At 72.1% G+C, this 23,141-nt stretch carries 20 protein-coding genes and 1 riboswitch; of the genes, 10 read left to right on the forward strand and 10 right to left on the reverse strand.

Going from position 1 to position 23,141, the window contains the following annotated elements; all coding sequences use genetic code 11:
• Positions 1 to 141: 141 nt before the first annotated feature.
• Positions 142 to 1,137 carry an alpha/beta fold hydrolase gene (locus NIE111_RS22525; RefSeq protein WP_238686266.1) on the reverse strand — a complete coding sequence of 332 codons (996 nt, stop codon included), beginning with the start codon at positions 1,135 to 1,137 and terminating at the stop codon, positions 142 to 144.
• Between the two features lie 83 nt (positions 1,138 to 1,220).
• On the opposite strand from NIE111_RS22525, the gene NIE111_RS22530 reads away from it, so the two are divergent.
• Entirely contained in the window at positions 1,221 to 1,865 is a 645-nt protein-coding gene (locus tag NIE111_RS22530; protein ID WP_238686267.1) for a TetR/AcrR family transcriptional regulator, read from the forward strand.
• A 7-nt stretch (positions 1,866 to 1,872) separates the two neighbouring features.
• Here the strand turns inward: NIE111_RS22530 and NIE111_RS22535 are convergent, their stop codons facing one another.
• Positions 1,873 to 2,913, reverse strand: coding sequence for an App1 family protein phosphatidate phosphatase (locus NIE111_RS22535; RefSeq protein ID WP_238686268.1), 1,041 nt, complete (start codon positions 2,911 to 2,913; stop codon positions 1,873 to 1,875).
• Positions 2,914 to 3,086: 173 nt separating this feature from the next.
• Between NIE111_RS22535 and NIE111_RS22540 the strand changes: the two genes are divergently transcribed.
• The 4 genes from NIE111_RS22540 to NIE111_RS22555 all read left to right on the forward strand — a co-directional run bounded on the left by NIE111_RS22540 (position 3,087) and on the right by NIE111_RS22555 (position 7,485).
• Positions 3,087 to 4,742 carry an ArnT family glycosyltransferase gene (locus tag NIE111_RS22540; protein WP_238686269.1) on the forward strand — a complete coding sequence of 552 codons (1,656 nt, stop codon included), beginning with the start codon at positions 3,087 to 3,089 and terminating at the stop codon, positions 4,740 to 4,742.
• Positions 4,743 to 4,807: 65 nt separating this feature from the next.
• A complete protein-coding gene (gene yaaA, locus NIE111_RS22545; protein ID WP_238686270.1) occupies positions 4,808 to 5,605 on the forward strand; it encodes a peroxide stress protein YaaA in 798 nt (265 codons plus the stop codon).
• Between the two features lie 106 nt (positions 5,606 to 5,711).
• Positions 5,712 to 6,464 (forward strand): hypothetical protein, encoded by a 753-nt coding sequence (locus NIE111_RS22550; protein WP_238686271.1) that lies wholly within the window; start codon positions 5,712 to 5,714, stop codon positions 6,462 to 6,464.
• Between the two features lie 64 nt (positions 6,465 to 6,528).
• Positions 6,529 to 7,485 carry a TAXI family TRAP transporter solute-binding subunit gene (locus NIE111_RS22555; RefSeq protein WP_238686272.1) on the forward strand — a complete coding sequence of 319 codons (957 nt, stop codon included), beginning with the start codon at positions 6,529 to 6,531 and terminating at the stop codon, positions 7,483 to 7,485.
• Between the two features lie 10 nt (positions 7,486 to 7,495).
• On the opposite strand, the gene NIE111_RS22560 is transcribed toward NIE111_RS22555, so the two are convergent.
• The 3 genes from NIE111_RS22560 to NIE111_RS22570 all read right to left on the reverse strand — a co-directional run bounded on the left by NIE111_RS22560 (position 7,496) and on the right by NIE111_RS22570 (position 10,001).
• Positions 7,496 to 8,926: a sensor histidine kinase gene (locus tag NIE111_RS22560; RefSeq protein ID WP_238686273.1), complete on the reverse strand. Its 1,431-nt coding sequence runs from the start codon at positions 8,924 to 8,926 to the stop codon at positions 7,496 to 7,498.
• 9 nt (positions 8,927 to 8,935) lie between these two features.
• Positions 8,936 to 9,592, reverse strand: a complete 657-nt coding sequence (locus NIE111_RS22565; RefSeq protein ID WP_091401433.1) for a response regulator transcription factor — start codon at positions 9,590 to 9,592, stop codon at positions 8,936 to 8,938.
• Between the two features lie 97 nt (positions 9,593 to 9,689).
• Entirely contained in the window at positions 9,690 to 10,001 is a 312-nt protein-coding gene (locus NIE111_RS22570) for a hypothetical protein (RefSeq protein WP_238686274.1), read from the reverse strand.
• 113 nt (positions 10,002 to 10,114) lie between these two features.
• Here NIE111_RS22570 and NIE111_RS22575 point away from each other — a divergent pair, with 113 nt between their 5' ends.
• Complete coding sequence (locus NIE111_RS22575; protein WP_238686275.1) at positions 10,115 to 10,453, forward strand: DUF952 domain-containing protein; 339 nt, start codon at positions 10,115 to 10,117, stop codon at positions 10,451 to 10,453.
• A 106-nt stretch (positions 10,454 to 10,559) separates the two neighbouring features.
• On the opposite strand, the gene NIE111_RS22580 is transcribed toward NIE111_RS22575, so the two are convergent.
• From NIE111_RS22580 to NIE111_RS22590, 3 genes are all read right to left on the reverse strand, one after another.
• On the reverse strand, positions 10,560 to 12,317 hold the full coding sequence (locus NIE111_RS22580; RefSeq protein WP_238686276.1) for a CDP-glycerol glycerophosphotransferase family protein: 1,758 nt from the start codon (positions 12,315 to 12,317) through the stop codon (positions 10,560 to 10,562).
• 540 nt (positions 12,318 to 12,857) lie between these two features.
• Positions 12,858 to 14,990, reverse strand: a complete 2,133-nt coding sequence (locus NIE111_RS22585; protein WP_238686277.1) for a DUF6077 domain-containing protein — start codon at positions 14,988 to 14,990, stop codon at positions 12,858 to 12,860.
• 145 nt (positions 14,991 to 15,135) lie between these two features.
• Entirely contained in the window at positions 15,136 to 15,768 is a 633-nt protein-coding gene (locus NIE111_RS22590) for a TetR/AcrR family transcriptional regulator (RefSeq protein ID WP_238686278.1), read from the reverse strand.
• A 180-nt stretch (positions 15,769 to 15,948) separates the two neighbouring features.
• On the opposite strand from NIE111_RS22590, the gene NIE111_RS22595 reads away from it, so the two are divergent.
• From NIE111_RS22595 to NIE111_RS22610, 4 genes are all read left to right on the forward strand, one after another.
• Positions 15,949 to 16,842, forward strand: coding sequence for an ABC transporter permease (locus NIE111_RS22595; RefSeq protein WP_238686279.1), 894 nt, complete (start codon positions 15,949 to 15,951; stop codon positions 16,840 to 16,842).
• A gap of 34 nt (positions 16,843 to 16,876) precedes the next feature.
• Positions 16,877 to 17,653: an ABC transporter ATP-binding protein gene (locus tag NIE111_RS22600; RefSeq protein WP_112585647.1), complete on the forward strand. Its 777-nt coding sequence runs from the start codon at positions 16,877 to 16,879 to the stop codon at positions 17,651 to 17,653.
• A 145-nt stretch (positions 17,654 to 17,798) separates the two neighbouring features.
• Positions 17,799 to 19,316 (forward strand): bifunctional cytidylyltransferase/SDR family oxidoreductase, encoded by a 1,518-nt coding sequence (locus NIE111_RS22605; protein WP_238686280.1) that lies wholly within the window; start codon positions 17,799 to 17,801, stop codon positions 19,314 to 19,316.
• A gap of 34 nt (positions 19,317 to 19,350) precedes the next feature.
• Positions 19,351 to 21,021: a CDP-glycerol glycerophosphotransferase family protein gene (locus NIE111_RS22610; protein WP_238686281.1), complete on the forward strand. Its 1,671-nt coding sequence runs from the start codon at positions 19,351 to 19,353 to the stop codon at positions 21,019 to 21,021.
• A 5-nt stretch (positions 21,022 to 21,026) separates the two neighbouring features.
• On the opposite strand, the gene NIE111_RS22615 is transcribed toward NIE111_RS22610, so the two are convergent.
• Together NIE111_RS22615 and NIE111_RS22620 are read right to left on the reverse strand one after the other, a co-directional pair.
• The gene (locus NIE111_RS22615) at positions 21,027 to 21,773 is read right to left on the reverse strand and encodes an alpha/beta fold hydrolase (RefSeq protein ID WP_308193735.1); all 747 of its coding nucleotides are present in this window, start codon (positions 21,771 to 21,773) and stop codon (positions 21,027 to 21,029) included.
• A gap of 123 nt (positions 21,774 to 21,896) precedes the next feature.
• Positions 21,897 to 22,745: a C39 family peptidase gene (locus NIE111_RS22620; protein ID WP_238686282.1), complete on the reverse strand. Its 849-nt coding sequence runs from the start codon at positions 22,743 to 22,745 to the stop codon at positions 21,897 to 21,899.
• A 232-nt stretch (positions 22,746 to 22,977) separates the two neighbouring features.
• A riboswitch (cyclic di-AMP (ydaO/yuaA leader) is annotated at positions 22,978 to 23,118 on the reverse strand.
• Positions 23,119 to 23,141: the final 23 nt, after the last annotated feature.

Genomic DNA, 23,141 nt, shown 5'->3' on the forward strand with positions numbered 1-23,141 from the left:
GCGGCTGTGCACCGCGAGGACAGGCCGTGGCACGGGACGGTGGCGTCGGCGGCCCTGCAGGAGCCGCCGCTGGGCGCGGTTCGCCTGCGGCAGGGCTGAGCTGGCCGGGTCATGCCGCCGACGTCGACGAGGGGTCGCCCCTCAATTGACGAACGAGGAGATGTCGGCGGCTATCTCGTTCGGGTATTCGCCGTTGATGGCGTGTGAAGCGTCCGGGTAGGTCTTCACCGTGCCGTGGGTCAGGGACCGCTTCGCCAGCTTCGCGGCCTCGCCAGCGTCGTGCAGGCGGGACTTTCCCGCCATCAGGACGAGCACCGGGACGTCGACCGCCGCGAGCTGGTCCTCGGACGGCCGGGTCGGGGCGGACAGCTTCATCACGTACGCCTGCATGCCGGCCTCGATCATCCGTGCGACCGGTACGTCCTCCACCGGGGCGCCGTTCGCCGTCCAACTGGTGAAGCTGTCCCGCCAGGATCGGGGTGCCCAGCGGACGCTCAACGGGATGGACCGCAGCACCACCTCCGTCGACAGACCAGCGAAGACCAGGACCGGATCGAGCAGTACGACGCTCCCCACCTTCTGCGGCCGGTGCACGGCGAGGTTCATCGCCGTCCAACCGCCGAACGACACGCCGACCAGGTGGATGGTCGGCTCGGGCAGCGCCAGCAGGACCTCGTGCAACCACTGCGCGTGCGCGGTCGTGTCCGTGATGGGGCGCTGCTGGATGCTCATGCCCGGCTCACCGAGCAGGTCGACGGTGTAGACGTTGCGCGACCGCAGCAGCGACGGCAGGTTGTCCGCCCAGACCGGTGACGCCGACGCCCGGCCGGGCAGAAGCAGCAGGGGCGCGGCCGCCGGGTCGGTGCCGCCGCTGAAGTGGTAGAGCCGTACGACGCCGTATCCGGTCCGGACGTCGAGGGTGCGGTCGGGCTCGGGCAGGTCCGCCATCGCCTCCCGGTACGCACCGACGAAACGATCGTGGGACTGCGTCGACGTGAAGTAGCCGACGGGTGCGGGGTCGCGCAGCGCGTACGCGATCGCCACCGTGATCACCGCGAGCACCGCGGCGGCTCGGAGAAGGCCGCGCCGATGCGCTCGCAGGAATCTGCCCACCCCCCGCACGACCTTCGTCACCATGAGGTCAGATTACTAACCGCATGGTAGAAAATACAACCGTCAGGTCAGAGAGTGGTAGGCGAAGGGGCCGGTACGGTAAGCGGGTGCACCCGAACGACGCCACGTCAGCCCAGGTCCGCGCCGCCAAGCCACTCACGATCACCGAGCAGGCGCGACGGGCGCAACTCATCGGCGTGACAATCGATCTGGTTGCCCGGCACGGCTATCGGGGCACCTCACTCGCCCGCATCGCGGAGGGGGCCGGCATCTCCAAGGCCGCCGTCCTCTACCACTTCCCGTCCAAGGACGCGGTCGTGCGGACCGCCTACGCCTCGGTCCTGGAATCCCTCACCGCGTACGTCGGCGCCGAAGTCGGGGCACGATCCGGTGCGTCCGCGGTGGAGGCCTACGTCCGGTCCCTGGTGGCGTACCTGCGGGACCACCCGGACCACACCCGGATGATCGTGGAGGCGTTGAGCGAGGACACCGGCATCAATGACACGCCGAACGCGCGCAGTCGGCGGGAGGCGGTCGCCGGTCTGATCAGCGCGGCGCGGGCGGCCGGCGACTACCGGCCCAGCGTCGACCCGCAGGCCACCGCCGTCATCGTGAACGGGGCCATCGACGCGATCGTGTCGGAGTGCCTGGCCGACCCCGACTTCGACAGCCGGCACGCAGCCGAGGAACTGGTCACCATGCTTCGCCGGTCCCTCGGCACCGCACCGAAGGCCGGGAATCCGTCGTCCTGATCGGCCGTCAGACCAGGCCGGCGTCGCGCAGCAGCTGCCACAGGCCGGCGCCGTCCGGCGCGGACAGCCACTTCTGCCCGACCGGACCCGACGACGGGCGGCCGGCCGGGGCGGGCAGGGTGCCGGCCAGCACCGACTGGGTCGGGGAGAGCCGGCGGATCGCCACGCCTGCGACGTTCTCCGGGTGGGCGGCGGCGAACTCCCGGTAGATCTCCTGGTCGTGCTGACCGTCGTCGCCGACGAGCAGCCAGCGCACGTCGGGGAACTCCCGGGACAGCCGTGCGAGGGTGACCCGCTTGTGTTCCATGCCGCTGCGGAACCAGCGGTCGGCGGTCGGGCCCCAGTCGGTGAGCAGGAGCGGCCCGGCCGGGTAGAGGTGCCGGGACAGGAAGCGGGTCAACGTGGGCGCCACGTTCCAGGCGCCGGTGGAGAGGTAGAAGACCGGTGCGCCGGGGTGCGCGGTGACCAGCCGCTCGTAGAGCACTGCCATGCCGGGCACCGCGTTGCGAGCGTGCTCGTCGAGCACGAACGTGTTCCACGCGGCGAGCAGCGGCCGGGGCAGCGCGGTCACCATCACCGTGTCGTCGATGTCGGAGATGATGCCGAACTTGACCTCCGGGTCGAGGATGCGCACCGGCGCGTCGACCGGCTCGGCGTCCGGGACACTGAGCCGGACCGTACCCCAACCGGGCGGCAGGTCCGCCTCGACCAGGGTGTCGACGAAGCCGCTGCGGTCGGCCCGCGTCTCGTGCCGCACCCCGCCGGCCTCGATGGTCACCGTGACGTGCTTGTTCGGCAGCGTCGTGAAGCTGCGCCAGCCCCGGACCTTGTCCAACCGACCCCGCTGGCGGGTGTCCGGACGGCCCAGCAGCACCCGGCACATCACCCGCACCCAACCCGGCGCGCCGTAGCCGGTGTACGCGACGATGTTGACCCGCCAGCCGGTGCGCCGCAGCCGGCGCTCGACGAGCTGGTGCACGGCGTCCTCGATCCGCGCAGCCCGGTGCAGGTTCGGAACGGCCAGTTGGCCGGCGGGAGTGGGTGGCACGCGCCAACCCTGCCACACGTCGACAGCCACGGCCACGCGAGCCGACCCCGGCAGCGCCGGTGCGGCCCGGCCACCGTGGAGCCGATCCAGCCCCACCCCGCTGCGCCGATCCGCCTCGGTGACCCGGCTGAACGTGAAACACTCCGGTCGGGACGACGACGGGGGCGTTGGTCGTGTCGCATCCAGAGCAGCACCGTGGGCGATGGCGCCCGCGACTCGATCGGCCGGCGCTCGTCGCGCTGCTGTTCGGGCTCGCCGGGGTCGTCTACCGGCTGGTCCTGACGCTGTTCACGGTGCCGGTGTCGAACAGCGACGAGGCGACCTTCGGCTTAGCCGCGCTGCACATCGGGCAGGGCCGGGAACACCCGGTGTTCCTCTACGGCCAGCACTACATGGGGATGTTGGAGTCGTACCTGGCCGCTCCCCTGGTGGCGGTGTTCGGGCCGAGCTGGCCGGTGCTGCGGCTGCCGATGCTCGCGCTCTACGCGGTCTTCCTCTACCTGATCCACCGGTTGACCCGCCGGCTCGGCACCCCGTGGTTCGCCGCCTTCGTGGTGGGTCTGCTCGCGCTCGGCCCGGAGCGGGTGGTGCGCGACCAGCTCACCGTCGTCGGTGGGCGGCCGGAGGTGAAGCCGGCGGTGCTGCTGATGCTGCTGATCACCGTGGGGTTGGCCGTCGGCACGGTCCACCGCCGACGGCTCGCGATCGGCCTGTTCGGGCTGCTCGTCGGGCTGTCCGTCTGGTCGGACTGGCTGATCCTGCCGTACCTCGCGGTGGCCGGGCTGGCACTGGTGTGGGCGGTGCGGCGGGAGCTGCTCGGCTGGTCCGGTCTGCTGCTGGTGGCGGGGGTGGTCGTCGGCGTGGCCCCGATGATCGTCGACAACCTGCGGGCCGGGCCCGGTGAGGACTCGCTGTCGGTGTTCCGGGAGGTCAGCACCAAGGCCGGGCCGCAGCCGCCGTGGTCCGACCGGGTCCGGGGCGGCCTGCTGGAGGGGGTGCCGCTCGCGCACGGGCTCTGCCCGGTGGACGGCTGCGGACGCTGGCAACAGTGGTTCGGCGTGCTGTACCCGGTGCTGCTGCTGGCCGGCGCGGCACTCGCGGTGCTCGCGTACCGTCGCGCCGCCGGGGCGCCGCGCGGGGAGCGGAGCGGACGCGGGGCCGAGGCGCTGCGCGGGGAGCGGGTCGGGCCGGTAGTGCAGCTCGCGCTGATCGCCGGCGCGGCGTTGACACTGCTGTCGTACGTGCGCAGTCCGCTCGCCGCTACCAGCCCGCTGGACAACGCCCGGTACCTGTCGGTGCTGCAACTGTCGCTGCCGGCGGTGCTCTGGCCGCTCTGGGTGGCGGCGCTGACCGCCTGGCGAGGCACCAGCAGCGTGCTGGGACGGTTCACCGGCGCGCTGTCCGCCGCCGTGCTGGCCGCGCTGACAGTGACCACCCTGGTGATCACCGTGCTGTTCGCGACCACCGGCACCGCGCCGTCGCGGACCGAGGAGCGCCAGGCCCGGGAGTTGGCCGCCGCGCTGCGCGCCGACGGACCCCACGAGGTGTACGGGGACTACTGGACCTGCAACCGGTTGATCTTCAACACGGATGAGTCGGTGGTCTGCGGGGTGCTCGACGGGGACCTGTCGCCGGGGCAGAACCGCTACCGGCCGTACTGGCGGCAGGTGGGGCGGGCCGAGCGACCGGGCTACGTGGTGGAGGTCGACTCGCCGATGGACCGGCGGTTGCGCCGGTTGCTCGCCGACCGGGCCGACGCCACGCCGGTGCGGGAGGTCGGCGGCTATCGCGTGTACCACCCCGACACCCCGGTGCGGCCCTGGCGGTAGGGGCTGGTCGTACGCTGGCCGGGCCGGCGCGTGGGGCGCCGCCGTTTCGCCCGTCGAGGAGACCCATGCTCATCCTGTTGCCGCCCTCGGAGGGGAAGGCCGACGCCGGCACCGGGCGGCGCTGGGCCCCGGACCGGCTCTCGCTGCCCGAGCTGAACCCGGCCCGCGAGCGGGTGCTGGACGCCCTGGTGACGCTGAGCGCCGGGCCGGACGAGGAGGCCGCGCGAGCGGCACTCGGCCTCAGCGAGGGCCAGCGGGGCGAGCTGCGGCGCAACGCCCGACTGCGGGAAGCGGCCACCGCACCGGCCGAGCGGCTCTACACCGGTGTGCTCTACGAGGCGCTGGACCTGGCCTCGTTGCCGGCCACCGCGCAACGGGCGGCCCGCCGGTCGATCCTGATCAGCTCCGGGCTGTGGGGCGCGGTCCGGTTGGCCGACCGGATCCCGCCGTACCGCTGCCCGATCGGCGCCCGCCTGCCCGACGTCGGGGCGCTGTCGACGTACTGGCGCAAGGAGCTGACGCCCGCTGTGGACGCCGCCGCCGGGCGCGGCCCGGTGCTGGACCTGCGCTCCGGCGCGTACGCCGCCACCTGGACGCCGCGCGGCGAGCTGGCCGAACGCACTGTCACGGTGCGGGTTCTGCACGAACGGGAGGTCGACGGCGTGCTGGTCCGCTCGGTGGTCAGCCACTTCAACAAGGCGACCAAGGGCCGTCTGGTCCGGGACCTGCTCGTCGCCGGCGCCCGGCCGCGCACCGCGGCGGAGCTGGTGGGCACCCTGCGGGAGTTGAAGCACACGGTGCTGGAGCAGGCCACCGCCGCGGGCCGGGTGCGGCAGGTGGATCTGGTGGTCACCGACCTGTAGGGGCACCGCAGCCGCAAGATTTGCTCAAGGCTGGGCCGGACCGGTTCCGTAACGGCGTGGCAGGGGCCACGGTAGGGCAACCCAGACTCCGACAAGGGAGCCTCCGTTGACCCACGAACCCGCAGTGCTCGACCGGCCCCACACCCCGACCACCCCATCCCCGCTGGGCTGGCTGACACTGGGCGACGCGTTCGAGGCTGCCTGCCTGCTGCGGTGCACACCGCCACCGACCGCCGCCCGGCCCAACGCGGTCCGTGCCGAGCACACCGCCGGTGTGGAGTTCAACAGGGAGGACGCCGCGCAGCGGATGCGGCAACTGCTCAACCGGCTGGAGATCCCGGTCACCCACGAGGTGGCCGTCGGCGGCCTGCGTCGCCGCTACGAGTTGCACCGGCTGTGGGTGCCCCGGGAGCACCAGGGCGCGTACACCCGGATGTTGGACGCGGGCTGGTGGCAGGGGCGACGCGAGCTGCTCGGCGGGCCGCTGCCCGGCGCCTCACCGGCCCGCCGACGGTTGGTGACCCGCCTGGCGGAGGCGGCCTGGCGCTCGGCGTTGCTGGCCGCCGGGCGGCACGTCCGCCGGCACATTCTCGGTGTCCGGCTCACCGACCGGGAGCTGGCCGCGGTGCTCATCCGGGGCGCGGCGGTGCTCGACGTGCCGGCCCGGCTCCGCCCCGGCACCGGTTGCTTCCTGGTCAGCGTGGCCGACGGCCCGGACCGGCAACGGATCCTGCGCAGCGCGGCGTTGGAGCCGGCGCGCGGCCCGATGGCGGAACCCGGGACGACGACGACGCGCGGGGTGACCCCGACGTCGGCGCGGGGCGCGGGCCTGGCGCCGGCAGGTCGCGCGGCCTGCTGAGCGGGTTCCGACCGTCCGGCACCTCGCCAACCCGGGCTTGCGCGCACCCGCCCGACGGCGCACAGTGCACCGCGTGAGTCGTACCTCGTCCCGCCGCGCCGGCCTGGCCGCCCTGTCGACGGTGCTGCTGATCGCGAACCTGGCCGTCGCCAGCTGCCGGGACGCCCCGACCGAGCCGACGTCGATCCGGATCGCCACCGGTAGCCCCACAGCTGTCTACTACGCGTTCGGGCAGTCCCTGGCGGCCATCCTCAACCGGGAACTCCCCGACGTACGGGCCAGCGTGGTGATCACCGCCGCCTCCGCGGAGAACGTTCAACTCGTCGGCTCCGGCGGGGCCGAGCTGGGCTTCACCCAGGCCGACGTGCTGCCCACCAGCACGGCGGGAAGCCCCACTGTCGACGCCGTCGCCCGGGTGTACGACGACCAACTGCACCTGGTCACCACGAGCGGCGGCCCGGTCCGCACGGTCGCCGACCTGCGCGGCCGGCGAGTCTCCGTCGGCGCGGCCGGCTCGGGCACCGAGATCACCGCGACCCGGCTGCTGGAGGTGGCCCGCCTCGGTGGTGACGAGGTGCGGCGGGAGCGGCTCGGACTGGACGACTCGGTGGCGGCGCTGCGCTCCGGGCGGATCGACGCGTTCTTCTTCTCCGGCGGGTTGCCGGTCCGGGGCATCGAGGAGTTGGCCGAGGCCAGCGCCATCCGGATCGTGGACCTCAGCGAGTGGACCGAGCCGCTGCGCTCGCGCTACGGCCAGGTCTACGTCTCCCGGGACATCCCCCGCTCGGTGTACGGGGTGGACGCGGTGACCACCGTCGCCGACCCGAACTACCTGATCGTCCGGGCCGACCTGCCGGAGCCATTGGTCCGGGAGGTGACCCGGCTGCTGATGGAACGCCGGGCCGAGCTGGCCGCCGCCCATCCGGCGGCGGGCCGGATGAGCCCCCGCTCGGCGATCGTCACCGCGCCGCTGTCGCTGCACCCGGGCGCCGCGTCCTGGTACCGCGCCACCAAACCGTGACGGCCGGGCCTCACAGTGCCGGTGAGGGGCGCAGGTCGGCGGCCGGTTCCTCCTCCGCCGACTCCGCCGCAAGGGTCGGCGTCGGGAACCACAGGGCGGCGATCAGCCCCCGCGACTCCCCCGGGCGCATGGTGAGCCGCCCGTCCGAGGCGTCCACCAGCACGGCGGCGATGGTCAGACCGAGCCCAGCGCCGTCCACGTTCTGCGCGTCCGGGGCCCGCCAGAACCGCTCGGTGGCCTGGCCGAGCTGACTCTCGGTCATGCCGGGGCCGGAGTCGCTAACCTCCAGCGCCACCCCGCCGTCGCGGCTGGCCACCGTCACCGTCACCGCCCCGCCTGCCCCGCTGAACTTCACCGCGTTGTCGATGAGGGCGTCCAGGGCCTGGTCGACGGCGGTCGGCACGGTCTGGGCGTACGCCGGGGCGTCGGTAGTGGCCAGCCGCAACGCGACCGACCGGTGCCGGGCCAGCGGCGCCCACGCGGCCACCCGGGAGGCGGCCACTGCGGCGGCGTCAACTGTGACGCGCTCGTTCTCCTCCCGTTCGGCCCGAGCGAGGGTGAGCAGCGCGTCGAGGACCAACGCGAGTCGGTCGGTCTCCTCCAGGGCCAGCCGGTGCTCGGACCGACCGTCCGGGTCGGTGAGGCTGGGCCCCAACTCCTCCACCCGCAGCCGCAGCGCGGTGAGCGGGTTGCGCAGTTGGTGGCTGGCGTGGGCGACGAAGGCACGCTGCCGGTCCATCACGTCGGAGACCACGTCGGCCATGTGGTTGAAGCTGGCCGCGAGGCGGCGCAGCTCGGGCGGTCCCAACCGGTGCTGCACCCGGGCGCCCCGGTCGCCCTCGGCGATCTCGTGGGTGACCGCGTCCAGTTCGGTGACCGGGCGCAGCACCCAACCGGCCAGCCCGAACGCGGTGAGCACGCAGGCCAGCACGGCGAGCAGACCGGCCAGGGCGAGCAACAGCCACCACGCGATGACGGCTCGACGGATCGGACCGGCCGGGGTCACGATCACCACCGCTCCGAGCACCTCACCCCCGTCGTTTATCGGTACCGCCACCATCACCGGGTCGGTCGTCCAGGGCCAGACCGACTCGGGGGCGCTGGTCTGCTGCCCGGACAGGGCGACGTCCAGCACCGTCGCGGTCCCTGGGCTGGCCTGCCACCTCGGCGACGAGACTGGGATGTTCCGGTCCCGGTCGACGATCGCGGCGCTGATCGCGTACAGGTCGTCGTAGCTGGTCAGCTCCGACTCGATCGGGCCGGGCCCGCCGTCGCGCAGCGCCGGGCCGGCCAGCGAGGCGAACCGGGTGGCGTCGGCGAGCCGGTCGGCGCGGACCCGTTCGGTCTCGCGGCTGGCCATGGTGGCGGCCAGTGGGGTCTCCAACGCGATGAGGACGAGGACCATCAGCAGCAGATAGCTGATCACCAGGCGACGGCGCACGTCAGCTCCTCACGCGTCGCGCAGCCGGTAGCCGACGCCGCGCACGGTCTCCACCAGGCGGGCGTCGCCGAGCTTGCCGCGCAGCGACCCGACGTGCACCTCGACGGTGTGCCGGTCGGCCCAGGTGGTGCCCCAGGCGTCGAGCAGGATCCGATCGCGGGGCACCGCCACCCCGGGCTGGCGGGCCAGCGAGAGCAGCACATCGAACTCCTTGCGGGTCAACGTGACGGCCCGGCCGTCGACGGTCACTGTCCGCGCGGCCACGTCGATGCGGACCGGCCCGGCCTCGATGAGGTGCCGCTCGGGCGCCGCGTTCGCGGCGCGGCGCAACACCGCCTCGATCCGGGCCTGCAACTCCACCATCGAGAACGGCTTGACCACGTAGTCGTCAGCGCCCAGGCGCAGACCCAGCACCCGGTCACGTTCCTCACCCCGGGCGGTCACCGCGATGATGCCGAGCTGACTGCTGCGCCGACGCAGCTCCCGGCACAGGTCAGTGCCGTCCCCGTCGGGCAGGGTCAGGTCGAGCAGCACCAGGTCACAGGGTGCGGCGGAAAGCGCGGCGGCGACGGTGGCGGCGTGCTCGACCTCGTACCCCCGGCGGGTGAGGGCGGAGGACAGCGCGGCGGCCACCCGGCGGTCGTCCTCCACCAGCAGGATCCGCACCCGTGCCCCCGTCCCTCGCAGCGCTGTTCTGCGAATGGTGGCAGAAGTGCGCGCGGACCGGGAGGCCGCCCACCCGCGCTGGGCGGGCAGCCGGCCGCTACAGGCCGAAGGTGTCGTCGGCGGTGGCGTCCCGGACGCCGTCGGTGAACCCGCGGAAGCCCGGGTCCTCGTGGCTGGCCGGCACGCTGGTGACGTTGACCCCGCTGGCCTGGGTGACCGCGTCGACCAGGGCCGGATAGTCGATTTCGGCGTCCTGGAAGGCGTCGTCGTCCGCCTCGGCCAGGTTGATCACGTGCTGCACGTCGTCGGACGACGTGTCCGGGTCGTCGGCCCACTCGCCGCCGGCCTGGTAGCACTCGTCGTACAACGCGCGCTGGCTGTCGGTCCAGTCATCGTCGTAGCTCTTCATCGCCCATCCCTCCGCGGCCCGTGACCTGAGCATGCCCGGCGGGAGGCGACGGGCGCGGCGGTACCGGCGAAAACCGGGCGGGCGCGCCGACCACTGCCCCGTACGCTGCTGTGGTGATCTACAAACTGCTGTCGAACGCCGAATGGGACGACGCCCTCGCCGCCGGCGCCTTCACCGGCTCCGCGGTGGACCGGCAGGACGGGTTCATCCACCTCTCCGGCGCCGACCAGGTGGTCGAGACGGCGCGGCGGCACTTCACCGGGGCGACCGGGTTGACACTGCTCAGCGTCGAGGAGGAGCGACTGGGCGACGCGCTGCGCTGGGAGCCGTCGCGCGGCGGGCAGCTCTTCCCGCACGTGTACGGCCCGCTGCCGGTCGCGGCGGTGGCGGAGTCGCGGGCGTTGCCAGCGGACCTTCCGGCCGCCGACGCGGTGGCCGCCCTGCTGGGCTGACCGGTCGCGGCACTGCTGGGTTGACCCGGTGGCCGCTCTGCTGGCCGACACGGACGCGCCCGGCCCGACAGTGTCGGGCCGGGCGCGATGCCGAAGGGACGGGGGCTCAGTGGCAGAGCCTGGCGATCTCCTGCTGGAACCGGTCCATCGGGTTCGCCTCGGCCGGGCCGAGCAGGTAGGTCTTGAGCTCCCGGCGGGCCTCGGTCATCGGGTCGTCACCGGCCCGGGTGACCGACACGATCTTCTCCAGCTCGCCGCAGTCCTTCGAGAGCAGGTACGCGGCCCGCGCCGTCGGGAACTCGCGGCGGAAATCGTCCTCCGACAGGCCCGCCGGGTTGGCCACCACGTACGGCCGCTGGCTCTGCACGAAGTCGGAAACCACACTGGACACGTCGCTGACCAGCAGGTCGGTCTGGTTGAAGCAGTCGAACAAACCCGGTGTGCGGCCGGTGACCACCAGGTGCGCGGTGCCGTCCAGCGAGGACGCGTCCGGGTTGCCGCCGGCCGCGCGGATCGCCGTGACGATCCGGTCGTGCACGCCCTTCGCCGCCTTGGACCGCGAACCGGTGAGCGGATGCGGCTTGTAGATCAGGCGGACCCGCGGATTCGTGGCGAGCAGCCCCTTGACGATCCGCTCACCCATCAGCACCAGCGAGGTGTGGTACGGGTCGTCGTCGAGCCAACCCTCCCAGGTGGGCGCGTAGAGCACCGTGAACGGCCGGTCCACCGACTCGGCGCCGAAGGTGTGCACCCCGGCGAGCTGCGGCCGGCCGATCTCGACGATGTCCGCGTCGAGCACCCCCACGCCGGCCCGCGCGTAGCGCTCCCGGCCGGCCAGGCCAGCGACCCAGACCTCGTCGTACACCTTGCTGTAGGGGTTGACGCTGGCCTGCTTGTCGCTGTCGCCGTGCCCGACGAAGACGTGCTTCGTACCCGGCTCGCGGAGCATGTGGATGTTCGCGCCGACGTTCGCGGAGTAGAGCGCCGCGCGGATGCCGCCGAGGTCGAGGTTCATGAAGTCGACCCCGGCCGGTACGCAGATCACCGGCAGCCGGGTGTCGGCCAGTTCCAGGAACGCCTCGCGGCTGCGCATCAGCACCACAGCGCGCTGCTGAAGCGCCTCGGTCGGGGCGAGCCACATGTTCGCCTGGTAGACGTCCTTGGCCGGGCCGGCGAAGTAGAGCGCCACCTCCGGCCGGTAGTTGTCCAGCCAGCGCTGCACCGCGGGCAGCAACGGACCCTGCCCGGCACCCCGACCCCGCAGCCAGGTCAGCGCGATGATGGCGCCCACCAGGCCGGTCGCCACGACCGCCACCGCGCCGGCCACGAAGAACGGCGTCGAATCGTGCTGCACCGCGGCGGCCACGCCGGCCGGCACCAGCAGCAGGTTGAGCAGCGGCATCCGGTCACCGGCGACCGCCGCCGCCCAGGCAGGCGGTTGGGGGGCGCCGGACAGTGGACCCAGGTCGATGTTGCGCACCATGGCGGAGAGCGGGTTACGACGATCGATCATGGTGGAGAGCGCACCCGCGAAGACCGACACGACCCACACCGCTGCCGGCAGCACCAGCAGCAGGGTCAGCTCGCCGCCGCTGAGCCGAACCTCGGCGACGACCAGCAACACGGCGGCGAGGTCGCGGGTCAGCTGCCGGTACGACCAGTGCAGGCCCACCTTCTCCAACAGCAGTTGCGACGGCGGTGACCAGCGGGCGACGGCGAACTCGCCGATGATGGCGGCCAACCCGGCGACGGCGAACAGGCCGATCCAACCGAATACGCCACCGACGAGCATGACCAGGTAGGCCAGTACCAGTAGCGCACTCTGGGCGGCCACCCCGAGGCGTCCTGTCAACGTGCCGAACAAACGAGTTCGCTCCCTACGAGTTCCATGACGGGCTGAGCCCGTGGTGTGGTCGACGTCAACCTCGGCGGCACTGCGGTTGCGGCCCGGGGCTGTCGGCCGGCATGGCGCGTAGCCTCCGACCGGACGACGCCGGTCGACCTTTCCGCGCAGGTCACATGCCGTGCCCCAGGTCCGCAGCGCAGTTTGTCAGGAAGTGGCGACCGAACTTGTCTGCTCGGGCCCCAGTCACTGACTGCGACCTTAACGCGAGACGACGGGCGGGCGTCACTCGGGTATCGACACAGCTTAAGGACAAACCGCCCGGGTGACCGGCGCACCGGCCACCCGGGAGGAAGCGGACCCGAAGCTGGTACCGGGCGCGGACCCCGAAGCGCCGACGGCGGTGGGCTTCCTGAGGTCCACAGCGGCCAGCCGTCGGTGGTGGAAACGATGAGCGGCCCGCCACCGATACCGGCGCGCCCACACGCTGGGCCGGGGCCGACACACCATGGCCAGGACGCGGCGCGCGTCCTGGCCATGGTGACGACATGTTCCGGCAGGTCAGCGGCCAGCGGTCGGGGACGCGGTGGTGCGGTAGCAGTACATCGCACCGGGTGGGTTGCGCGACGCGATCCGCTCCAGGCCCAGGTACGGCGCGGCGTCGGCGACGAGGGTGTTGGATTTCCAGACGCAGACCAGGCTGACACCCACCCGGCGGATCGCGGCGTCCACCTCGTAGATCGAGACGGTCCGATCGGCGTCGGCGAACCTCGCCAGCAGCAGCCGGTCCCGGGAGAACTCCGTGTCGATCCCGTAGTCGGTGAGGTAGAGGTCACGGGGAAGCACCACCCGGACCTCGGTCGTGACCTGTGGGAGTGCCCGCATGACCGACGACGGCGCGAGCACCAGGCCCGGTGGGCGATTGTCCAGGTTCTTGATCCAGAAGGACGAGGCCTTACGGGCCTCCGGCATCCGCCAGGTCGGCTTCGTCTGGACCAGGTCGTCGGTCCACATCGGCTTGCCCTGGGTGTAGAAGGCGCACACCAGCACGGCGGGGAGCGCGAAGGCCAGGACGCGATTGACTCGGGCCAACCCGGGCAGCCGGATGACGGCCAGCATGCCGACGAGCGCCGGCACCGGCAGGATCCACGGCACCCGCCAGAGCACCGCGCGCAGACCGCTGAGGTCACCGGCGAGCTTCAGCAGGCCGGGAATCATCAGGACCGTCACCGCGAGCACGGCACCGGCGGCGAGCTGACGGGGCGCGCCCGCGCGGAGCACCAGGGGCGACCACCACACGGCGAGCCCGGCGATGACACCGAGGATGCCGAGCCACAGGGTGAGCTCGTAGATGGTCCGCAGCGGCAGCAGCGGCGTATAGGTGGCGACGGTCGTCTCGATCCCGCCCCGCAGGACCTGGACGAGCGCGCCGGACAACACGGGGTAGAGCGACACGGCCGCGAAGCACAGGACGGCCTCCCGCACTCGCCGGGTGAACAGCAGCACGGCCGCCGCCGCAGCGCCGAGCAGGGGCAGGAGCATCACGGCGGTGGTGGTGTAGCCGACGCTGGCCACGGAGAGCAGGGCGAGCAGGATCAGCGCACGTCGGGAACGGCGCTCAAGGTAGTCGGTGAGATACACCCAGGCCAGTGGGATGAGCGCGTGCACGAAGACGCTCTTGCCCTGGGTCAACCGCGGCAGGTGGTAGGTGTTCAGGGAGTCGGCGTAGTAGGCCACGAGCAGGATGTAGGCCGCCGCCACACCGAACGCGACCAGTGGACGGCGCGGCGCCCACCGCTGCACGAGTCGCCACAGCGCGAAGATCGCGAAGACGGCCAGCACCGGCAGGAGCAGATACCACGTCGCGGTCGCGGCGTGCACGTGCAGGACGCGCGCCATCGCCCCGATGAAGACCTCGAAGGACGGCAGTGGCGGGTTCGCCGAGCCCGCCGGCAGGACGCCCTCGGTGAAAAGGAAGTCCCGGAAGGGGATCTCGTCCCGCTCGGCCACCCAGACCGACTTGCCGACGTAGAAGACGTCGTCGAGGGAGACACGGCCGATGAGCGTGGCGAAGTAGGCGGCGGCCAGCGACACGACGAGGACCACCCAGCCCTGCCTCGGCGTGGTCTTTCGGCTGACCGGAGCGGCACCCGCGTCGGTCGGCCCACCGCGACGGGGCACGGCCAGCCACGCCGAGATGACCGAGACCAGGCCGAGCGCGGCCGCCAACCACCAGGTCACCATGCCGGTGCCGAGGGCCGCGAACAGCGCCGCACCCAGCGCGGTGCCGATGGGCAGGGCGTACCGGCGCAGCAGCGCTACCCGGTTGGCGGGCGCCTCGGCCGGCGTGTCCGCCGGCTCGTCGTCTGTGAGTCGGCCTCTCGTGTCACGCCGCCGGAGCTTCCGGGACACGTACGCCACGATCGGCAGCAGGGCCACCCAGCCGAGGAAGACAACAGAGGGACGCAGGTCGAGGCCGAGGTTGAGGTGGTAGAGCAGAGTCCAGAGGGCGAAAGCGACCACCGCCGCGTCGGTGAACAGCACGGGTGCGGCGGCCACACCGGCGTTGAGTCGCCCGATCAGATTCAGGCCGCGCCCGGATCGGCTGGCGCCCTCCACTGCGGTGTCCGCAGTCGGGGCGTTCTCTCGGTCGGCTGGCGCTGGCGCCACGACAGCGTCTTCGACTTTCGTCACGGGTCGTCCTTGTCGTCCGGCGGCGGATGAGGGGGCGAAAAGCGGGTGTCGGCTCGGTGACAGCCGGGTGTCAAGGGGGCAGCCTAGCGGAGGCGAACCGGGGTTCCGGGCCCCCGTTCGGCGGGTGTCGCGGGCCCGGTCAGCCTCAGATCGGAGCCGCTCGCGGGGCCGACAGGGCCCTGTTCGCGCCCATCCCGGCGACGACGGACTCGACCAGACGGTCCAGGTAGCCGTCGGTGAGTGGGAGACGGGCGATGGCGAGCCGCCAGTAGAGCGGCCCCACGATGAGGTCGACGGCGGCGTCCAGCTCCGTGTCGGCGGGCAGTTCGCCACGTTGCACGGCCCGGGTGACCAGGTGACCGCCGATCTCCTGCTGCCTGGCGTGCAGCACCTGACGCAGCGTCGCGTCGATGCTGGGGTTGCGGGCGGCCTCGGCCAGGAGATCCGGAATGATCTGCGACGCCAGTGGGTGGCGCAGCGCGTGCGCCACCGCCTGGAACAGCAGCGCGAGGTCACCGCGCAGCGTGCCGGTGTCCAGTGCGGGGAGCTTGCCGTGTGCCGCAGCGGCGACGACCTCCAGCACCAGGTCGAGCTTCGAGCTCCACCGTCGGTAGATTGCCGTCTTGCTGACGCCGGCCCGCCGGGCCACCGCCTCGATGGAGAGCCGGCCGTAGCCGACAGCGGCGAGCTCCTGCATCAGCGCCCGGCGGATGGCCGTGGTGATCTCGTCGCGCAGCACCGCCGCGCCGGCCGGTGCCCGCCTCTTTTCGGTGGTCATCGAGGGCTCTTATCGCAGGTCACGCCGGACAGCGTAGCGCAACGACGGTACGGTTGCGTCCCGACGTGTTTCGGACTACTGTCCTCGCAGCGACGAGGCGGCGCCCCGCGCATATTTCCCACTAGGATTCGATCGTCGCGAGCAACCCCCGTCTGCACGAAAGATCGGAGCGCCATTTCCATGGCCACCACCGCGCTGGTCGACCCCGACACGGGCCTGACCCAGGCGCAGCTGGCCGCTCGGCACGGGCTACGGGTCGCCGGTGAGCGACCCAGCCTCGTCGAGTACAGCCGCCGACTCTGGGCCTACCGGCACTTCATCGCCGCGTACGCCAATGCCAAGCTCGTCGCCTCGTACAGCAACGCCAAGCTGGGTCAGCTCTGGCAGGTGCTCACCCCGCTGACCAACGCGGCGGTCTACTACCTGATCTTCGGGGTGGTGCTCGCACAGAACAGCATCCCGAACTTCATCGCCTACCTGACCACCGGGTTGTTCATCTTCAACTTCACCCAGAGCGCGGTCCTGGCCGGCACCCAGTCGATCAGCAGCAACCTGGGGCTGATCCGGGCGCTGCACTTCCCCCGGGCCAGCCTGCCGTTGTCCACCACGATCACCCAGTTCCAGCAACTGCTGGCCTCGATGGTGGTGCTGGTCGGCATCGTGCTGGTCACCGGCGAGCCACTCACCTGGGAGTGGTTGCTGCTGGTGCCGGCGTTGCTGCTGCAGGCGGTGTTCAACGCCGGAGTGGTGCTGCTGGTGGCCCGACTGGGCGCCAAGTCGAGCGACCTGAAGCAGGTCATGCCATTCATCATGCGGACCTGGATGTACGGCTCCGGCGTCCTCTACAGCGTGAGCCTCTTCGACCGGCTGCCCGGCTGGGCGACGACACTGGTGCAGTACAACCCGCTGCTGGTCTACATCGAGCTGGCACGGTACTCGCTGCTCGAGGAGGCGCCGCTGCTCAACGAGTCGCTGACCCAGCTCTGGCTGGTCGGCGCCGGTTGGGCGCTGGTCGCTGGCATCGGCGGTTTCATCTACTTCTGGCGCGGCGAACAGGAGTACGGCCGTGGTTGATCACTTCGACGCCCCCACCGAGGCGAGCGCGACGATGACCCGAACCCAGGAGCGCATCCCGACAGTGGTCGTGGACGACGCGCACATCATCTACCGGGTGCACCAGGGTGCCGCCGGTGGCACCACGCCGGTGGCCGCGCTGCGCCGGCTGGTCAAGCGCACCCACGCGCCGAACGTCCGGGAGGTGCACGCGGTCAAGGGCATCTCGTTCACCGCGTACCGGGGCGAGGCGATCGGGCTGATCGGCAGCAACGGCTCCGGCAAGTCCACCATCCTGCGGGCCATCGCCGGTCTGCTGCCGGTGAACCGGGGCGCCATCCACACCCAGGGGCAGCCGTCGCTGCTGGGCGTCAACGCCGCCCTGCTCAACGACCTCTCCGGGGAGCGCAACGTCGTCCTCGGGTGCCTGGCCATGGGGATGCACCCCGACGACGTGGCCAAGCAGGCCGCGGGGATCATCGACTTCTCCGGGATCAACGAGCGGGGTGACTTCGCCAGCCTGCCGATGCGGACGTACTCGTCGGGCATGGCGGCCCGGCTGCGGTTCTCCATCGCCGCCGCCAAGAAGCACGACGTGCTGCTCATCGACGAGGCGCTCGCCACCGGCGACAAGGGCTTCCGCAGGCGCAGCGAGCAGCGGGTGCGGGAGCTGCGGGAGGGCGCGGGGACGGTGTTCCTGGTCAGCCACCAGCTCTCCTCCGTACGGGACACCTGCGAACGGACGATCTGGCTGGAATCGGGCGTCATCCGGATGGATGGCCCCACCGACGAGGTCATCCGGGCGTACGAGGCGTACGCGAACAGCAAGTAGAGTTCCGGCGAACGTCCGGCACCGACATGCACCTGAGGACCGCGTCGCCCGCGTTGGGGCGACGCGGTCCGCGCGTTAAGGTTCATTCCGTCGCCGCTCGGGCGGAACCTTCCGTTAACGCATCCCTGAGAGTGAGGATCCGGCAATGACGCAGGACCAGACCCCTGGCCCGGACGCCGAAGCGGAGACCCCGACGCCGTGGCGGCCCTCGCGGACAGTGGCGGTGGTTCTGGCCGGCGGCACAGGGACCCGGCTGGGCCTCGGCATCCCGAAGCAGCTGCTGAAGATCGCCGGTAAGCCGATCATCGAGCACACCCTGGCGGTCTTCGAGGCGGCACCGGAGATCGACGAGATCATCGTGTTGATGGCCACCGGCCACGTCGAGGACGCCCAGCAGATCGTCGAGAAGGCCGGCCTGCGCAAGGTCACCAAGGTGATCGAGGGCGGTGACACCCGCAACGCCACCACCCGGATCGCCCTGGACGCTGTCGGCCCGGAAGACTGCAACATCCTCTTCCACGACGCGGTGCGCCCGCTGCTCAGCGGCCGGATCGTGCGCGAGTGCGTCAACGCGCTCTGGAGCTACGACGCCGTGGACGTGGCCATCCCCTCCGCGGACACGATCATCCAGGTCGACGACAACGACTGCATCACCGACATCCCGGTGCGCTCTCGGCTTCGCCGTGGTCAGACCCCGCAGGCGTTCCGCTCCCCCACGATCCGGGCGGCGTACCAGATCGCCGAGGACGACCCGGACTTCGCCGCCACCGACGACTGTGGCGTGGTGCTGCGCTACCTTCCCGGCACCCCGATCAAGGTGATCGACGGTTCGGACGAGAACATCAAGGTCACCCACCCGGTCGACGTGCACCTGGCGGACAAGCTCTTCCAGCTCGCCGCCGCGCAGGCCCCCCGACTGACCGACCACCGCAGCTACAGCGAGGAGCTGACCGGCCGCACCATCGTGGTGTTCGGCGGCAGCTACGGCATCGGCCACGAGTTGACCGAGCTGGCCCGCCGCTACGGCGCCCAGGTCTTCCCGTTCAGCCGTTCCAGCACCGGCACCCACGTGGAGCGGGCCAATGACGTCGAGGCCGCGCTGACGACCGCCTTCGAGGCCACCGGCCGGATCGACCACGTGGTGGTGACCGCCGGCATCCTGGAGAAGGGCGCCCTCGCCGAAATGGACGAGGAGACCATGGACCGGCTGCTCCAGGTCAACTTCGTCGGCCCGGTGACCATCGCCCGCCAGGCCCTCCCGTACCTCCAGCAGACCAAGGGCCAGTTGCTGCTCTACACGTCCAGCTCCTACACCCGGGGCCGGGCCCGCTACGCGCTCTACTCGGCCACCAAGGCCGCCCTGGTCAACCTGACCCAGGCGCTCGCCGACGAGTGGGCCGACGTGGGCGTGCGCGTCAACTGCATCAACCCGGAGCGCACCGCCACCCCGATGCGGACGCGGGCCTTCGGCGAGGAGCCGGAGCACACCCTGCTCGCCGCGGAGGCCGTCGCCCAGTCGTCGCTGGACGTGCTGATCTCCGACCTGACCGGTCAGGTGATCGACGTACGCCGGGCACCCGGCGACGGGCCCACGCCGAGCGTGCCGGCGCAGTCCGGGTCGGGTCGGGTCGAGGCACCGGCCGGCGCGACGTCCGCCAACTGACGCCGACGGCTGCCGAACCACGAACGGAGCGACATTGCGCGGCGACCTGGTCCGAAAGCTGGCCGCCCGGTGCCTGACCACCGGGTTGGCCGTGCTGGCCTTCGTCGTGCTGGCGCTGACCGGCGCCACCGGCTGGGGGCTGGCGTTGGCCGTCGCCGCGCTGGCCGCCTCGGCCGCTGAGCAGCGGATCCGGCCCAGCGCCGACCTGGTGGCGGAGACCGCGTTGATCGCCGCGGCGATCCTGGTCGGTTACTCCCGGCGGCTGGACGACGGGCTCAACCTCGCGCTGGTCGCCACCGGGCTGGTCCTGCTGGGGCTGGTGCTGCTGGTGGGGCCGCTGCGCACCGCCGGCGGTCTGGAGATCAGAACTGCCAATCTGCCGGTACGCGCCTGGACGCCGCTGATCGCCGACCAACTCGGCACGGCCCTGCTCGGGCTGCTCGCCGCCCTGGCGCTCGCCGCCACGCTCGCCCTCCCGGCCGGTGTGGCGCTGGCCGCCAGCCTGCTGGTCGGCGCGGGCGCCGGTGCGGTCGCGCTGGACCTGGCCCGGCGACGGTTCCGGCCGCGCGCCGGTGGCGGGTCGGTGGCCGCAGCGCTGCGCCGGCACCAGCCGGAGTTCCTGCTCTACTTCTCCGCGCCTCCGGGCTCGGAATACCAGGTCACCATGTGGCTGCCGTACCTGCAACGGATCGGCCGGCCGTTCCTGGTCGTGCTGCGTGAGCCGGAGTTCCTGGCCCCGATCGCGGCGGCCACCGACGCGCCGGTGGTCTACTGCCCCACCCTGGGGGCGATGGACGAGGCGTTGGTGCCGAGCCTGCGGGCGGCGTTCTACGTCAACCACGGTGCGAAGAACAGCCACTGCGTCCGCTTCACCCAGCTCACCCACATCCAGCTGCACCACGGCGACAGCGACAAGGCGCCGAGCGCCAACCCGGTGTCGGGGATCTTCGACCGGATCTTCGTGGCCGGGCAGGCGGCGATCGACAGGTACGCCCGCGCCGGAGTGCAGATCCCGACTGACAAGTTCGTGGTGGTGGGTCGCCCGCAGGTCGAGTCGATCGAGGTACGCCCAGAACCCGCACGAGGGTTGGCGCACCCGACGGTGCTCTACACGCCGACCTGGACCGGGCACCACGCCGACGCCGACTACTGCTCGCTGCCGGTGGCCGAAAGCCTGCTGCGCCGACTGTTGGAGCGCGGCGCGACGGTGATCCTGCGAGCCCACCCGTACACCACGCAGAACCCGGCATCGGCCCGCCAACTGGGCCGCCTGACCGAACTGCTCGTCGCCGACCGGGCCCGCACCGGCCGCCAGCACGTGGTCGGCGCGGCGGCTCGGGAGCTGAATCTGACCGAGTGCGTCAACTCCGCCGACGCGCTGGTCTCCGACGTGTCCGGCGTGATCTCGGACTTCCTCTACTCCGGAAAGCCGTACGCGGTCACCGACATGGGCGACGAGGGCGACCGGTTCGTGGAGCGGTTCCCGCTGGCCGGGTCGGGTTACGTGCTGCGTCGGGACATGTCCAACGTGGACGAGGTGCTGACCGCCCTGCTGGACACCGATCCGCTGGCCGAGGCTCGCTGGGCCACCCGCCGCCGCTACCTGGGTGACTTCCCGGCCGAGGCGTACGCCGAGGCGTTCCTGACCGCCGCCCGCCGGGAGCTGACACCGGCTCAGACACTGGCCGCGTCCACACCGGCGTAACCGAATCAGCGGTACGGGTCGAGCAGCGCCAGCACCGCCGCCGGGTCCTCCACGTGCGCGTTGTGCCCGAGGCCCGGAAGCGTTTCCACCGGTACGCCGTACTCCTTGAGCTGTTCGTCGGTGACCATCGGGTCGTTCTCCCCGCGCGCCAGCACCACCGGCACGTCGGTCGCCGCCAGGAGCGCGGCCAGGTCGGGCTCGCCGACGGCGAAGGCGGCCGGGTCCATGGCGAGGCGCCACCGGCCGTCGACCTGGCGCAGCCCGGCGTCCACCACCGGATCGTCCGGCGGGACCAGGCCGGCCAGCCCGGAGACCCGCAGGTAGCGGCGCGCCGCCTCGGTGCGGCTGGCGAACCAGCTCACCGGTCGGGCGGCGACCTCGGCGGCGCGGGCCAGCTCAGCGGGTGACCAGAGTGCCTTGATGCCCAGCCCGACCACCGCGTCCACCGGCGTTCCGGCGTCGCGGGCGGCAAGCACCAGGCCGACCACCCCGCCCAGCGAGTGCCCGAGCACTACCAGCCGGTCATCGGGGGCGAGGGCCTGCGCGATCTGCTGAGCGAAGCCCGGGAAGGAGTACGACGGCAGCGGCGACGCCCAGCCGTGGCCGGCGAGGTCCGGTGCCAGCCACCGACCGGGCCAGTGCTGCTCAAGGTACGGGGCCCAGGGCAACCACACGTCCCCGGTCGCTCCCATGCCGTGCAGCAGCAGCAGGACCGGCCTGCGGCCGACGTGACCACCCGTTTTCTCCACCACGGCCGCAGTCTCCCACGGTTCACTGTCGGGTACGAGAGCCGTCGACGCCGGACCGCGCGCACAAACGCCGCGGGCGCCGGCCCCTTGTGGAGGACGGCGCCCGCGGCGGTCAGCGTGCCCGGGTCAGGCGGAGTAGCCCCGGCTGGTGATCCAGTTGGCCAGGTCGATCGTGGTGATCCAGTACGACGGGTCGGCCGGGTTCGCCGAGTCGGCGATCCGAACGGTGCGGCCGTTGTCCTTGTAGCCCACGACGGCGATGTAGTGCCCGCCGCCGTAGGAGTGCCAGCCGCCGTCGGTGTCGGTGGCGTCCCCGACGACGTTCGCCACCACGCCCCGACCGTCGGTGATGGCCTTCACCACGTCGGCCTGGAGCCGGTCCATCTGGGCCGGGCTGGGCGCTCCGGGGAACATCCGGGTCCGGTACGGGGAGCCCTTCACCTCGGCGTTGAGCACCCGGGTGGTGTCCTCGGCCGAGTTGGTGCCCATCTCGGTGGTGCCCAGCTCGGCGCCGAGGTCCTCCTGGGTGCGGTCGATGCCGGCGGCGCTGAGCGCGTTCCGGGTGGCAGCCGGGCCGCAGTTGTAGTAGGTGTTCTGCGCCTCGTAGTCGTAGTCGAGCACCTTGGTCGCGGGCGGCTTCGGCCGCTCCGGCTTCCGGGTGAGGTCCGGGTTGCTGCTGGCCTTGGCTGCGGGCGACGCGGCGCTGGTGGCCGGCGCGGCAGTGGTCGGCGCGGCGCTGGCCGAGGGGGACGCGTCCCGAGCCTCGCCGCGGGAGGCGGTGAGGTCGCTGCGCATCTCGGCGACAGTGGTCGCGGTGCGCTGGCCGGCCGGGGCTTCGTCGGCAGTGGTGAGCAGGGCGCCGGTGGTGGTGGCGATCGCGAGGGCAGCGGCGGAGGCGGCGACGATCTGGTACGGGCGCTCGGTGGCGAGGCGGCGGAGCTGACGCTGCAGGGTGTGCTTCACGGGGTCCTCCACGGATCGGGGGGAGAGCGGCACACCGGGGCCGGACCGGTATCCGGGCAGGCGCCAGCGCGCGGACCGTGGTCCGCGGATGGTGAACCGCTCAGGGGAACGCCCGGCGCGGCCGGGCGGGGAAGGCGATGACCCGGGGGTCAGCTCACCGTCACGGGACGAATGAGCGGGTGCACCGCCGCGCCGTGGAGGCGAGGGAACAGCCGAGGGGTGGAAAGGTGCTGCACGAGGATGGGACTCCTTCCGACACCGCCTACCGGGTTAGCTGACGGATTCGGGCGGGAAGACGCCCTACCGCGGGCCGTGGCTCGCGGATTCACCCCGGACTTACTGGTGGGTCCCCGGTTCGTTGATCACGATTAAGCGGGTCGATGCGGCGTCGCGTCTTGCGATCGGTTA

The organism is Micromonospora hortensis (assembly GCF_022230935.1).
In the GTDB taxonomy this organism is placed as follows: domain Bacteria; phylum Actinomycetota; class Actinomycetes; order Mycobacteriales; family Micromonosporaceae; genus Micromonospora; species Micromonospora hortensis.